This is a genomic window from Enterobacter sp. NFIX59, assembly GCF_900113755.1.
Lineage (GTDB): Bacteria > Pseudomonadota > Gammaproteobacteria > Enterobacterales > Enterobacteriaceae > Enterobacter > Enterobacter pseudoroggenkampii.
This window is the reverse complement of sequence record NZ_FOQN01000005.1, coordinates 220,224-234,538: the sequence shown is the minus strand read 5'-3', so window position 1 is coordinate 234,538 and position 14,315 is coordinate 220,224. Positions and strand designations below refer to the sequence as shown.

The 14,315-nt window shown below is 57.5% G+C and carries 11 protein-coding genes; 5 read left to right on the top strand and 6 right to left on the bottom strand.

The features are described 5' to 3' along the window. Positions 1–26: 26 nt before the first annotated feature. A complete protein-coding gene (gene ypfH / locus BM007_RS17700; RefSeq protein WP_048991268.1) occupies positions 27–722 on the top strand; it encodes an esterase in 696 nt (231 codons plus the stop codon). A 38-nt stretch (positions 723–760) separates the two neighbouring features. On the opposite strand, the gene BM007_RS17695 is transcribed toward ypfH, so the two are convergent. The 3 genes from BM007_RS17695 to BM007_RS17685 are packed head-to-tail and all read right to left on the bottom strand — an operon-like array spanning position 761 to position 2,471. After that, a complete protein-coding gene (locus BM007_RS17695) occupies positions 761–958 on the bottom strand; it encodes a YpfN family protein (RefSeq protein WP_014171111.1) in 198 nt (65 codons plus the stop codon). Positions 959–982: 24 nt separating this feature from the next. Then, the gene (gene dapE, locus BM007_RS17690) at positions 983–2,110 is read right to left on the bottom strand and encodes a succinyl-diaminopimelate desuccinylase (protein WP_048991267.1); all 1,128 of its coding nucleotides are present in this window, start codon (positions 2,108–2,110) and stop codon (positions 983–985) included. 10 nt (positions 2,111–2,120) lie between these two features. After that, positions 2,121–2,471, bottom strand: a complete 351-nt coding sequence (locus BM007_RS17685) for an ArsC family reductase (protein ID WP_090420121.1) — start codon at positions 2,469–2,471, stop codon at positions 2,121–2,123. Positions 2,472–2,858: 387 nt separating this feature from the next. On the opposite strand from BM007_RS17685, the gene ypfM reads away from it, so the two are divergent. Continuing rightward, positions 2,859–2,918: a protein YpfM gene (gene ypfM, locus BM007_RS23085; RefSeq protein ID WP_015572204.1), complete on the top strand. Its 60-nt coding sequence runs from the start codon at positions 2,859–2,861 to the stop codon at positions 2,916–2,918. 109 nt (positions 2,919–3,027) lie between these two features. Here the strand turns inward: ypfM and acrD are convergent, their stop codons facing one another. Both acrD and narQ read right to left on the bottom strand, forming a co-directional pair. Beyond that, complete coding sequence (gene acrD / locus BM007_RS17680; RefSeq protein ID WP_090420118.1) at positions 3,028–6,141, bottom strand: multidrug efflux RND transporter permease AcrD; 3,114 nt, start codon at positions 6,139–6,141, stop codon at positions 3,028–3,030. A 142-nt stretch (positions 6,142–6,283) separates the two neighbouring features. Then, positions 6,284–7,978, bottom strand: coding sequence for a nitrate/nitrite two-component system sensor histidine kinase NarQ (gene narQ, locus BM007_RS17675; RefSeq protein ID WP_090420115.1), 1,695 nt, complete (start codon positions 7,976–7,978; stop codon positions 6,284–6,286). A gap of 152 nt (positions 7,979–8,130) precedes the next feature. Between narQ and aegA the strand changes: the two genes are divergently transcribed. The 3 genes from aegA (at position 8,131) to BM007_RS17655 (ending at position 11,912) form a co-directional block, all read left to right on the top strand. Further along, a complete protein-coding gene (aegA, locus tag BM007_RS17665; protein WP_048989331.1) occupies positions 8,131–10,107 on the top strand; it encodes a formate-dependent uric acid utilization protein AegA in 1,977 nt (658 codons plus the stop codon). A gap of 66 nt (positions 10,108–10,173) precedes the next feature. Beyond that, on the top strand, positions 10,174–10,767 hold the full coding sequence (gene nudK / locus BM007_RS17660; RefSeq protein WP_090420112.1) for a GDP-mannose pyrophosphatase NudK: 594 nt from the start codon (positions 10,174–10,176) through the stop codon (positions 10,765–10,767). 101 nt (positions 10,768–10,868) lie between these two features. Next, a complete protein-coding gene (locus tag BM007_RS17655; RefSeq protein ID WP_024907576.1) occupies positions 10,869–11,912 on the top strand; it encodes a DUF1176 domain-containing protein in 1,044 nt (347 codons plus the stop codon). A 47-nt stretch (positions 11,913–11,959) separates the two neighbouring features. Here BM007_RS17655 and ygjK read toward each other — a convergent pair whose 3' ends face one another. Beyond that, positions 11,960–14,305: an alpha-glucosidase gene (ygjK, locus tag BM007_RS17650; RefSeq protein WP_090420109.1), complete on the bottom strand. Its 2,346-nt coding sequence runs from the start codon at positions 14,303–14,305 to the stop codon at positions 11,960–11,962. Between the last annotated feature and the right edge of the window lie 10 nt (positions 14,306–14,315).

The window sequence follows — 14,315 nt, the reverse complement described above, 5'->3', positions numbered from 1 at the left end:
CCAGGTCATCTATTAAGGAGACCACCATGAAACACGACCATTTTGTTGTTCAAAGCCCTGACAAACCGGCTAAACAGTTACTGCTTCTGTTTCATGGTGTTGGCGATAATGCCGTCAATATGGGTCAGATTGGCAGCTGGTTTGCGCCCGTTTTCCCCGAAGCGCTGATTGTCAGCATCGGTGGCGTTGAGCCATGCGGCCCGAACGGGCGCCAGTGGTTCTCGGTTCAGGGCGTGACGGAAGAGAACCGTCAGGCGCGCATCGATGCCATCATGCCGACCTTTATCGATATCGTCCGCTACTGGCAACAGCAGAGCGGCGTGGGTGCCGACGCGACCGCGTTGATTGGCTTCTCACAGGGGTCAATCATGTCGCTGGAAAGCGTTAAAGCGCAGCCGGGTCTGGTTTCACGGGTAATCGCGTTTAACGGCCGTTTTGCGACGTTACCGACAAGCGCAACCACGCAGACCACGATCCACCTGATCCACGGCGGCGAAGACCGGGTGATCGAGCTCTCGCATGCGGTTGCTGCCCAGGAAGCGTTGATTCGCGAAGGTGGGGATGTGACGCTGGATATCGTTGACGATCTGGGCCACGCCATCGACGACCGCAGCATGCAGTTCGCGCTCGATCGTTTGCGCTATACCGTACCGAAGCACTACTTTGATGAAGCGCTCAGCGGCGGTAAGCCTGATAATGATGATATTGTTGAGTTTATGTGAGGTTATCCCCTCTCCACAGGAGAGGGGATACAGACCGATTACTTCTTCTGGTCTTTCTTCGGCCAGTCGTCGTCATCGTCCCACTTGTCGTTGAAATCACGGTGCGGGGGAAGGTCCGGTTTGTTGGCGAGAAATTTTTTATGGTCAACGCGCTTAAGGTCTTTAATCACGTTCAGCAATACGCCAACCAGAAAAACCAACACCAGAATCCACCAGTACTTTGAAAGCCAATCCATTCGCTATTCCTCTCAGAGCGTTCGTCAGGCGACGAGTTGCTCCATAATACGTTGATACATACGGGCCAGCAGTTGCAAATCTGCCGCATTGACACACTCATTTATTTTATGAATGGTTGCGTTTACTGGCCCCAGTTCGACAACCTGGGCGCCCATACGGGCGATAAAGCGTCCGTCTGAAGTGCCACCCGTTGTCAGCAGCTGTGGCTTAATTTCATTATAGTGCTCGATGGCGTTCACCACCGCATCCACCAGCTTACCGCGCTGCGTCAGGAACGGCTGGCCGGAAAGCCACCACTCCACGGTGTAGCGCAGCTGATATTTTTCCAGCAGGGCGATAACGCGCGCCTTGATCATCTCATCGGTTAGTTCGGTGCTGAAGCGGAAGTTAAACTGGACGAAGTAATCACCCGGGATCACGTTGTTGCTGCCGGTCCCGGCCTTGACGTTCGCAATCTGCATGCTGGTTGGTGGGAAGAATTCGTTGCCTTTATCCCACTCGATGCCCACCAGCTCGTTCAGCATCGGCGCAGCGCGATGTACCGGGTTATCGGCCAGATGCGGATACGCGACGTGCCCCTGAACGCCGTGAATGGTCAGGTTACAGGTCAGCGAGCCACGGCGCCCGTTTTTGACGACATCACCCACCACTTCGGTGCTGGACGGCTCACCGACCAGGCAGTAGTCGAGACGCTCGTTGCGCGCCATCAGCGCTTCAACGACCTTCACGGTACCGTTGTGCGCGCTGGCTTCTTCGTCGGAGGTGACCAAAAACGCGAGACGGTTTTTGTGGTTCGGATGCTGCGCCACAAAGCGTTCTGCCGCCACGACCATCGCCGCCAGAGAGCCTTTCATGTCTGCCGCGCCGCGACCAAACAGCATGCCATCGCGAATGGTCGGCTCAAACGGCGGGTTAATCCAGCGATCCGCATCACCTGCAGGAACGACGTCAGTATGCCCGGCAAAGGCCAGCGTTTCGCCCTGGCCGCGCCACGCCCAGAAGTTCTGGGTATCGCCAAAATCCATGTGTTCAACGGTAAAACCGATGGCACGCAGGCGTTCAATCATAAGAGCCTGACAACCTGCGTCGTCCGGGCTAAGGGAAGGACGGCGAATAAGCTGCTGAGTCAGCTCAATGACCGGGCATGACATAAACTACACCTCAACGAAAAAAGTCGGAATAAAGGGTTTCACTGAAACCCAGCAGCATAGGCTGCCCTGGCGCGCAGAGCAATGGGCGTTTGATAATTGCCGGCATCTCGAGCATCAGTTTTGCCGCGCTGTCGGCATCTTTGATGCTGGCGCGCAGAGAGTCGTCCAGTTTACGCCAGGTGGTACCGCGGGTGTTCAGCAGGGCTTCCCAGCCCAGTTCGCGAATAGCGCTATGCAGAAATTCTGCATCGAGCCCATCGGCACGGTAATCGTGGAAGCGGTACTCCACGCCGTTTGCTTCCAGCCAGCGGCGGGCTTTTTTGATGGTGTCGCAATTTTTAATGCCGTACATCACAACCATGGTGAATCCTTTTGATGTTCTGATAATTAAATGTTCAGTAAATTCGAAGATATATCCTTAAGTGGAATATAACACATTCAGGAATCGTCTGGATTAATGTGTCTTCTTAATTCGACTCACAACTGTACGCTGAATATTCTTTCATCATTTAAGCATAGATGTCCATAAACTTTAAAAACCCAATAAAGTCAGCCAATAAAATAAAACTCACCCGTCCGTAGGGTTATTTCAAAATATTGCTGGCCGTCACAAAAAATTGAGGGCTCTCCGTTCATATTTATCATAAATCCCCGCAGGACGTGGGGTACAATCACAGCAATTGGTTAAATAGTCTTCACAATGATGGTACGTTTTTGTAGAATGCGCATAATAATAAGAGAGGTTGTTATGATTGAACGTGAACTGGGGAACTGGAAAGATTTTATCGAAGGCATGCTTCGTAAATGACATTCAGTAAGAATTGCAAGAGCACTAAAATAAGTAAAATAACCATAGTGTGAATTAATCACACAATAAAAAGGCGGCCGATAAAGCCGCCTTTTTTTATTTCAACCACTTACTCAGGACGTTCCTTCAGCGGGAAGCGGCGACGCACCAGCACAAAGAACAGCGGAACGAAGTAAATGGCCAGAATGGTGGCCGAAATCATGCCGCCCATCACCCCGGTCCCGACCGCATGCTGGCTGCTGGAGCCTGCACCCGTACTGGTTGCCATTGGCAGAACACCAAAGACAAACGCCAGCGACGTCATCAGAATCGGACGCAGGCGCTGACGGCAGGCGTGCAGCGTAGCGGCCATCAGCTCGTGGCCTTTGGCATTCATCTCGTTGGCAAACTCAACGATCAGAATGGCGTTTTTCGCCGACAGCCCAATAACGGTGAGCAGGCCCACCTGGAAGTAGACATCGTTCTCCAGGCCGCGCATCCAGGTCGCCAGCAGCGCACCGATAACCCCAAGGGGCACCACCAGCATGACCGAGAACGGGACCGACCAGCTCTCATACAGTGCGGCAAGGCAGAGGAAGACCACCAGCAGCGAGAGCGCGTAAAGCGCAGGGGCCTGCGCCCCGGAGAGACGCTCCTGGTAAGACATGGCCGTCCACTCGAGACCAAAACCGGCGGGCAACTGCTGCACCAGTTTTTCCATGGTGTCCATGGCAGTACCGGTACTGACGCCCGGCGCGGCTTCCCCGACGATTTCAACTGCAGAATAGCCGTTATAGCGCTCCAGGCGCGGCGAGCCGCTCTCCCAGTGCGAATTAGCAAAGGCGGAGAACGGCACCATGCCGCCAGCATTATTTCTGACAAACCAGCGGTTTATATCGTCCGGCAGCATGCGGAACGGCGCGGCGGACTGGACATACACTTTTTTCACGCGTCCGCGGTCCATAAAGTCATTCACATAGCTCGAGCCCCACGCCGTCTGCAGGGTGTCATTGATATCGTTGATCGAGACGCCCAGCGCCTGCGCCTTACGCTGATCGATATCCACCTGGAGCTGCGGACTATCATCAAGGCCGTTATGGCGAACGCGGGTCAGGCCCGGATCGTTGCCCGCCAGCGCTAGCAGCTTATCGCGTGCCGCCATCAGCGCCGTGTGGCCCGCCCCTGCGTGATCCTGCAGCTCCATATCGAAACCGGCAGAACTGCCCAGCCCGCTTATCGCCGGTGGACTGCTGGCAAAGACGCGCGCCTCTTTGATGCGCGCAAAGGCTTTGGTCGCACGTTCAATGATGGCAAATGACGTTCCCGTTCTGGTATCGCGCTCGTCCCAGTCCTTCAGACGGACGAACATGCGGGCGACGTTCTGCCCGTTCCCGCCCGGACCGGAGCCGACGGTAGAGAAGACCGACACCACGTTATCTTTCTCTTTGGTGAAGAAGTACTGTTCCACTTTCTGGACCACTTTCAGCGTCTGCTGCTGCGTTGCGCCGCTCGGAAGCTGCACCGAGGTGGTGAACATTCCCCGGTCTTCCATCGGCAGGAACGAGGTGGGCAGGTGCAGGAACAGCCAGACCATGCCGCCCAGTAGCACAACGTAAATCATCATCCAGCGCAGGCTGCGGTGCAGTACGCGACCGACGGCAGATTCATACCGCGCGGCGTTGCGGTTGAACATCCGGTTAAACCAGCCGAAGAAGCCTTTCTGACCGTGATGCTCCCCTTTGTGCAGCGGTTTCAGAATGGTGGCGCACAGCGCGGGGGTGAGGATCAGCGCCACCAGCACGGAGAGCACCATCGCCGAGACGATGGTGATCGAGAACTGACGGTAAATCGCCCCGGTAGTGCCGCCAAAGAAGGCCATCGGGATAAAGACGGCCGACAGCACCATCGCAATCCCGACTAACGCCCCCTGAATTTGCCCCATGGATTTGCGCGTCGCCTGGCGCGGAGTGAGTCCTTCTTCGCTCATGATGCGCTCGACGTTTTCAACCACCACGATGGCATCATCCACCAGAAGGCCAATCGCCAGCACCATGGCAAACATCGTCAGGGTATTAATGCTGTACCCGAACGCGTACAGCACCGCAAAGGTCCCCAGCAGCACCACCGGGACGGCAATGGTGGGGATCAGCGTCGCGCGGAAGTTTTGCAGGAACAGGTACATGACCAGGAACACCAGCGCGATGGCTTCCAGCAGGGTCTTCACCACGTCCTCAATCGACGCTTTAACGAAGGAGGTGGTTTCATAGGCGACTTTATACTCCAGCCCGTGCGGGAAATACTGCGACAGCTCGTCCAGACGATCTAACACCAGTTTCGCCGTCGCCATTTCGTTCGCGCCGGAGGCCAGTTTAATCCCCAGGCCGGAGGCCTGATTGCCGTTAAAGCGGCTCAGGTAGTCGTATTTCTCCGCCCCCATTTCCACCGTGGCGACATCGCCCAGACGCACTTCCGACCCGTCCTGATTCACGCGCAGGGTGATATTGCGGAACTGGTCCGGCGTCTGCAGCAGGGATTGCGAATTAATGGTGGCGTTCAGGGCTTGCTTATCAACGGAAGGCGTTCCCCCCAGTTGCCCCACTGCAATCTGGGCGTTCTGGGCTTTAATGGCATCCGTCACGTCGGTTGCCGTCATCTGATAGCTGTTCAGCTTGTTGGGATCGAGCCAGATACGCATGGAGTATTGTGAGCCGTAGGCGTCGATATCCCCGACGCCGTTGATACGGCTGATGGGATCCTGAATATTACTGGCGACGTAGTCCGCGATGTCCTGTTTATCCATCGAGCCATCTGTCGAGACAAACGCGATGGTCAATATGTTGGTATCGCCAGTTTTACGCACGGTCACGCCCTGGTTCTGCACCGCCTGGGGCAGCTTGCGCATGGCCGACTGCAGCTGGTTTTGGACCTGCTGCACCGCTTCGTCCGGGTCGGTGCCCGCCTTAAAGCTCAGGGTCACCGTCGCCTGACCCGTGGCGCTACTTTGCGAGGACATGTACATCAGGTTATCCAGACCCGTCATGTTCTGCTCGATAACCTGCGTCACGGTATTTTCCAGCGTTTGCGCGGACGCGCCGGGGTAGTTGGCGGTGACGCGCACGTTAGGCGGTGCCAGGTCGGGGTATTGCTCAACAGGAAGTGAAGTAATCGCCAGGACACCTGTCAGACACAACAGGATGGCAAGCACCCAGGCAAAAATGGGGCGATCGATGAAGAAATTCGCCATGAAAGTGTGACCTCGTTTTGCTGCACGTCATTATTGTTTATTGCCCGCATAACTTTAGCGGTAAGGGCCAGGTCAAACGTGGAGAAATAAAGGAGATAATGTAAATTATCATGCGCTTTTCCCTGCGCTTGCCCCTTTACCGTTATTTACCTGTTAACGGTGTGGGCACCGGGAACGTCACGCTGACCAGCGTGCCGCCGTTTTGCGGCTGTGAAAAGTGTAGTGTTCCCCCAAGCCGTTGCGCGCGTTCACGCATAATGTTCAGCCCGTAGTGTCCCGGCGGCTCGCTGGCCTCGCCAATTCCGATCCCGTTGTCACGAATGCTGACGCAGTGCGTACCGTCCGCTGCCGTCACGCAGTTCACCGCGATTTCGCTGGCCTGCGCGTGCTTAATGGCGTTCAGCACGGCCTCACGCACGATCTGTAAAAGATGCACCTGCTTTTGCGCGTCCAGCGCCAGCGAGGAGAGGCGACAGTCGAGATGCAGCTTAGCCTGCGTCTGGCTCTGCAGGATGTCCAGGGACTCCTGTAGCGCCGCGGGTAAATTCGCGTGGTTCAGCGTCAGGCGGAAGGTAGTGAGCAGTTCGCGCAGCTGCTGCCAGGCGTTGTTCAGCTCGCGGGAGAAGTCGGAGATGATGGTCTGCGCCGGAGTATTTTCCTCCGGCACGGCGCGTTTGAGCAGCGCAAGCTGAATGCGCAGATACGACAGCACCTGCGCCAGCGAATCGTGCAGCTCGCGGGCGATGGTGGCGCGCTCTTCCATCAGCAGCAGCTGCTGGTAATGTTTTTGCGCCTGGTTAAAGTACAGCCCGCGCCCGAGCATGGTCGCCACGCTTCTCATCAGCGGAAGGGGGACGCTGTCCGTTTCGCTTTGCCAGCGCAGCTCGCCGTAAAGGGTGTCCTGCATCAGTACCGGCAGGTTTTGTAGAGGGATCCCCCTGGACTCCTTCCCTTCACACAGCCGCCAGTCGTCGCTGGTGCGCAGCTCCAGATAATTCATCTGCGTATAGTCATGGACAATCTGCAGGATATGCCGGAAACAGTGGCTGTCTATCTGGCCGGTATTCAGCGCCTGCGAGCACTTGAACAGCATGTCGAGCTGCTGGTGGGCTTCGTGCAGGTGCCGCGTTTTTTCCGCGACCGAAGCCTCAAGCGAACGGTAGAGCGTATCTAATTCGGCGGACATGTGGTTGAAGGCGCGGGAGAGCTGGCCCAGCTCATTCGGCAGGGCGGAATCCGGCGCCGGGGTTGCAAATTCCCCGCGCTCAACCCGTTCGCTGGCCGCCACCAGATTGTTAAGCGGCAGCACCACCTGGCGACGGATGCGTCGCAGGGTAAACAGCGTCAGCAGCAGGATCCCGAGAGCGCCTGCCAGGGAAAGCAGGGTCACCGTCTGAATTTTATGTTCGGTGTAGTGCTGAAGGGCGAGGACAAAGGCATCAATGCGGCCGACAAAATCTTCAATATTGTGTTGATACCACGCGCTGTCGCCGCGGGCGATGTGAGCATCCATCTCCTGCCAGGCCACGTGCAGCTGCTGGTAGCGTGCTTTAACATTGTCCGGAACGTACCAGCGGTTCAGCTTCTGCAGCGCAGGCGCGCCGAGCGTCTGTTGCCAGCTCTCGCGATGTGCAGCAAGGGAAGGGCTGTTGCGCTGCATCTCGTAGCCCAGACGATAGCTCTGCATGCGCAGCGAGCCGGCGATATTAATGGCTTCGGCATCACGCTGGCTGCTGGCCAGCGTCAGCAGCGCGACGGTGCTGGTCAGCACGGATAAAACAATGATCGAAAAGAAAGCCCAGGCAAGGCTTCCGGAAACGGGTCGTTTAACGGTCACAGAACGGCTCTCTGAATAAAATTGATCTGCCACAGGTTCACTGGAAATAATTGGGCATTCCGGGCATTTGAACATTGCCCGATCGCGCCGTGATGCGTAAATACCATACTCTTATAAAGAGAAAGGTTATTGAACCAAAAACAGGTGTGGTTATGAATCGTTTTATTATGGCTAACAGCCAGCAGTGCATCGGGTGTCGCGCCTGCGAAGTGGCCTGCGTGATGGCGCACAACGATGAGCAGCATGTCCTGAGCGAGCGCCATTTTCATCCCCGTATTACGGTCCTGAGATCCGGTGAGAAGAGCAGCCCCGTGACCTGTCATCATTGTGAAAATGCACCCTGCGCGCAAAGCTGCCCGAACGGTGCCATCAGCAAATGCGATGACAGCGTACAGGTGAATCAACAAAAATGCATCGGCTGTAAGGCCTGCGTGGTGGCCTGCCCGTTTGGCACGATGGAGATTATCGTCACCCCGCTCGACAACGGCAGCGTGAAGGCCTCGGCAAATAAATGCGATCTCTGTCTGACGCGGCCACACGGCCCGGCCTGTATCGAAAATTGCCCGGCAGATGTCCTCTCACTGGCGACGCCTGCTGTCCTTGATCATCTGGCGAAATCGCGCCGACAGCGCACGGCCTGCCTGGAGGCGCGGCCCTGGCATGCGGAGGCCGTCGGAGAAGATGCTCCGCGCACCAAACTGCAGCAGATGCAGGGGACGGCGCCACGCGGCGAGCCCGATAAACTGGCTGCCGCAGAGCGCGTAAGCCATTTTAACGAAATTTACCTGCCGTTCCGGGACGGGCAGGCCGCCCGCGAGGCGTCGCGCTGCCTGAAATGCGGAGAGCACAGCATTTGCGAATGGACCTGCCCGCTGCATAACCACATCCCACAGTGGATTGAGCGCCTCAACGCGGGGGATATCGCCGGCGCGGTCGAGCTTTCTCATCAGACCAACTGTTTACCTGAAATTACCGGCCGCGTCTGCCCGCAGGACCGATTATGCGAAGGGGCCTGCGCAATACGTGAAGAGGCGGGATCCGTGACCATCGGTAACATCGAGCGCTATATCTCCGATCGGGCGCTGGCGATGGGCTGGCGGCCGGATATGTCCGCCGTCACGCCGACAGATAAACGTGTCGCGATTGTCGGCGCGGGGCCTGCCGGGCTGGCGTGCGCCGACGTGCTGGCGCGTCGCGGCGTGAGCGTGACGGTCTATGACCGGCATCCGGAAATCGGTGGATTGCTGACCTTTGGCATCCCGGCATTCAAGCTGGACAAATCGCTGCTCGCGCGGCGCAGAGAGATATTTACTGCGATGGGGATCCGCTTCGAGCTGAACTGCGAGGTGGGCCAGGACGTGTCGATGTCGCAGTTAAAGCACGATTACGACGCCCTGTTTATTGGCGTGGGAACCTATCGTTCGATGAAGGCGGGTATCCCGCATGAAGACGCGCCAGGGGTCTATGACGCGCTGCCTTTCCTGGTGGGCAACACGCGGCATGTTATGGGGCTGGAGGCGACGGCCAGCGAACCGTTCATCGACACCCATGGCTTAAACGTGGTGGTGCTTGGCGGGGGCGATACCGCCATGGACTGCGTCCGCACCGCGTTACGCCACGGTGCGGCGAAGGTGACCTGCGCCTATCGTCGGGATGAGGCCAACATGCCGGGCTCGAAGAAAGAGGTGAAGAACGCCAGAGAAGAGGGCGCGGCGTTTGAATTTAACGTCCAGCCGGTTGAGCTGACGCTGGATCCGAACGGTAGAGTCAACGGTATCCGGATGCTGCGTACCGAACTCGGAGAGCCGGATGCGCAGGGACGGCGGCGACCGGTTCCCGTGGCGGGCAGTGAGTTCGTGATGGCCGCGGATGCAGTCATCATGGCGTTTGGTTTTAACCCGCACGCGATGCCGTGGCTGCAGGCGCAGGGTGTCGAAACGGATGACTGGGGGCGGATCGTAGCCTCCGTCGAGAGCCGTTACCGTTACCAGACGACTAACCCGCAGATCTTCGCCGGGGGCGATGCGGTACGCGGCGCGGATCTGGTGGTGACCGCCATGGCGGAAGGGCGTCATGCGGCGCAAGGGATACTCGACTGGCTTGGGGTTAACGCGCCAAAACATCATTAAACCGGCGGGCGACAAAGCGGGATTCACGGCGTAGTATAGGACGACTCATTGTGTCGTGGAGCCCGTATGACCCTGAAAATTGACGTTATCAAAGACAAAATTCTCTCTGAAAACTACTTTGTCCTGCGTAACATCACCTATGACCTTACGCGTAACAACGGTGAAGTGATCCGCCACAAACGCGAGGTCTACGACCGTGGCAATGGAGCAACTATTCTGCTCTATAACCGTGAAAAGCGGAGCGTGGTGCTGATCCGCCAGTTCAGGGTGGCGACATGGGTCAATGGCAACCCTGACGGACGTCTGATTGAAACCTGCGCGGGCCTGCTCGATGATGATGAGCCGGAAGTCTGCATCCGCAAAGAGGCCGTTGAAGAAACCGGCTTCGAAGTGGGCGAGGTCAAAAAGGTCTTCGAGCTGTTTATGTCGCCCGGCGGCGTGACGGAAATCGTCCATTTCTTCATCGCGGAATACAGCGACGCGCAGCGCACTCACCGGGGCGGTGGGGTCGAGGATGAAGATATCGAAGTGCTGGAGCTTCCTTTTTCCCGAGCGCTGGAGATGGTGCGATCAGGGGAAATCAGGGATGGTAAGGCAGTGATATTACTGCAGTATTTACAGACTACCGGGCTGATGAATACCCCTTTCGAACGGATATAGCCTGTTTTTCGGGTATATCTGATAAATCCGATTGAGCAACCCCGGCGGGAACACGAAGATACTGCCCAGTTATGCGTTTTCGTTCCGGGATTGTGTCATTCATGCGCTACAGCGTCTTTTTATTTTCCCTGTTTTGGGTGCTCCTCGCGCCGCAGGTGCGGGCTGCACCCGCGCAGCAAGCCTTTTCTGACTGGCAGGTGACCTGCAATAACCAGAACTTTTGCCTTGCCCGCAACACGGGCGAACATCGTGGTCTGGTCATGACGCTCACCCGAAGCGCCGGGGCGAAAACGGATGCCACGCTGCGTATCGATCTCGGCGGTCTTGATACGCCCTCCGTTAAAGAGCCTGAGATTGCTCCCCGTCTGCTGCTGGATAACGTTCCTCTGAAGCTCGACAAACAGCGCTGGCAGCTCACGCCCTGGCATCTGAAAACGGACGATGCGGCCACCATCACCGCCTTTCTGAAAAACATCCAGGAAGGGAAGGCCCTGACCCTGCGCGGCGGTAAGCAGGTCATTTCACTGAGCGGTCTGAAAGCCGCGCTGCTGTTCATTGATGCGCAGCAAAAGCGCGTCGGCAGCGAAACCGCGTGGATCAAGAAAGGTGACGATCCGCCGTTAAGCGTTCCGCCTGCACCCGCCTTAAAAAAGGTGGCGGTCGTCAATCCGACCCCGACGCCACTCTCCCACGCCGAACTGAACGACCTGCTGGACTATGGTACCGGACGGATGAACAGCAGCCAGTGCTCGCTGGATCCTAACCGCCGGGAAGTGCGCGTCACCGCGTTAACCGATGACAAAGCGCTGCTGATCGTCAGCTGCGAGGCGGGGGCCTATAACACGGTCGATCTGGCGTGGCTGGTATCACGTAAAAAACCGTTCACCGCCCGCAGCGTCAGGCTGCGTCTGCCGTTTACGCCGTCAAGCGACGGCAGTGAGATGGAGTTGATGAACGCCAGCTTCGATGAGAAGACGCGCGAGCTGACAACGCTCGCGCTGGGACGCGGTATGGGCGATTGCGGGATCCAGACGCGCTGGCGTTTCGACGGCCAGCGTTTCCGCCTGGTGCGCTACGCCGAGGAGCCCAGCTGCGACAACTGGAATGGGCCAGATGCCTGGCCCACGCTGTGGATCACGCGGTAGCTTTTCTGCCGGGTAAGCGCCACCCGGCAAAGCAGACCGCACCCTCGTTACTGTTTACGGAAAAAGTCGTTATACAGCATGTAAAGATGCGCCGCGCTCCAGGAAAAGTTAGGCGCGCCCTGCTGCGCGCCGGTCAGCGGGTTGTAGTTTTCCTGAATCGGGCCGTCGGACGTTAACCCCTTCGCGTGCTTAAAGAAGTTTTCTGCCAGCGTTTGAGCCTGCTCCCGGTAGCCATAGCGTTCCATCCCTTTCAGCCCAAACCAGAACTGGTCGACCCACACCCGGCCTCGCCAGTAGATATCCGGACCAAAGGCCGGGTTGGTTAGCGCGGCAGTCCCGAGCGGCACATACGTGTTGAACTCTTTCGGATCCAGCATCACCTTCACCACGGCATCCGCATGCGCCTGCGTTGCCGCACCGTTAAACAGCGGCGACCAGCCTTCCGGTCCTTTACCGCGCTCGACGATAGGCTTGCCCGCACAGCCGTTCGCCAGCGGTTTATCCTCGATACGGATGTCATAGTAAAAACCGCTTTTCGCGTCGAACATACAGGTATTGATGTAGGTCGCGAGCTTATCCGCCAGCTGGCGGTAGCGGCTGGCCTCCTGCTCTTTACCCAGCAGGCTCGCCATCTGCGCCAGATAGTGATTATCGCTGTACATGTAGCTCGCCTGGTCGACGGACTCCTGCAGCAGCGAATAGCCCAGCAGCTTGCCCTTGTTATCGCGATTTTCAGCAAACTTCACCGTCCAGTCGCTGCGCTTGCCGCCGTTTTCGACGTAGTTATCCAGCTGGGCTTTATCGATAAAACCGAATACGGCGGCGTCATCGCGACCTGATTCCCACGAGGCCGCAACCTGCGCCGGGATCTCCAGACTGTCGTAATGGCCCTTGTCGATCACCCGGGCATAGTTGTTCAGGCCGGAAAGCGATTCCTCTTTATCGCCTTTTTTGACCGTAAAGAGCATCTCCCCGCTGGCGGTGTTATGGGCTTTGTCACGCGTCGCGCCGTACTCCGGCACGCCGTTGCCGTTATGGTCGCGGTTGCGCAGCCACCAGTCGTGGTAGGCCACCAGTTTAGGGTACATTTCTGCCAGCCAGGCTTTATCCTGCGTGGTGTGATATACCTCCATCACCGACCACGCTGCCAGGCTCGGTTTAGTATTGCGCTCATTCCAGTTGCCGCCGTCGCCGCCGCGTTCCGGGCTCAGGTTCCAGGCGATGAGATCCGGCACAAAGCCGGCATCCTGCGGGCGTACCGGATCGTCGGGTTTGATTTGCCAGGAGAAGACCGCGCGAATGTTCTCTTTGGCGATATCCGGGTTGAAATGCGACATGGCAAACGCCTGTTTCCAGGTATCCCACGGCCAGGTCTGGTTGCCGGAGAACCACCGTCCGGTGACGGATGGCGTCACCGTGTTATAGCGTACCGCGCCGCCCGGCGAGCGCCAGTTGCCGTTCAGCGTTTCGATGGCCTTCACCGCCACGCGGGTTTGCTCTGGCGTGGCGTTAGGGTTAGTTAACCCTTTCTGCAAATAGCCCTCCCAGCGCTGCTGCGAGGCCGTCATATAAGCGGCCGGGCGCGCCAGAATATCGCGGATCTGCACCTGCTCGCGCTTCACCTCATCGGCATTCAGCAGATGGGAGTAGGTGGTATACAGCGTGGTGCTGCCGGTAATGTGTGCCCGGCTGGTAAAGCGATGCCCGTCGACGGTGGTCTCGACGGGGAGGGATTTATGCACCTGATATTCGGAACTGCCGGAGGTCAGAAGATCCCAGGTGGAGCGCACTTTGCCAAAGGTCACTTTCAGGCCGTCACGGGTGGGGACCAGCCTGCGCTGATAGTCCGGATACGCGCCGTCGATGGTCTTATCCGACAGCGGTTTGCCCTCTTTGGCCTCCAGCTTTTCCAGCAGTTCGCCGTCCCACACCAGTTCCAGCGGTGCCTTGCTGGTGATGCGGGTCTCCAGCAGCGAGGTGCGCGCGGTGGCAAAGCGCAGCGTCATTACGATCTGCACATCTTTCGCGCTCAGCTTTTGCACCAGCGAGCCGGGAAGGCTGTAAGCCTCAAGGGTAAAATCGACTTTTTTGCCGTTCTGATACACATTCAGGCGATCGAAATTGGTCGCCATAAAGTTAATGTACTCTTCGGTGAGCAGCGCTACGCCGGGAAATCCTCCCTGGGTCTGCGGCCCGTTCGGCAGCAAATGACCATGCCAGGCACCCAAATCGAAAAAGGGATTAAACCGCTGGTGGTCGTCAGCGTCGAAATCGTGCATGTATTCCGGCGCACCGGTACGGTTGATGACGTTTTTAAAATCAGCAGGAGCGGTGGCGTGAGCCGAAAAGCTGAGCGCCAGCGCGCAGGCCAGCGGTGTAAGGCTGAGTTTCATATCGGAAGAT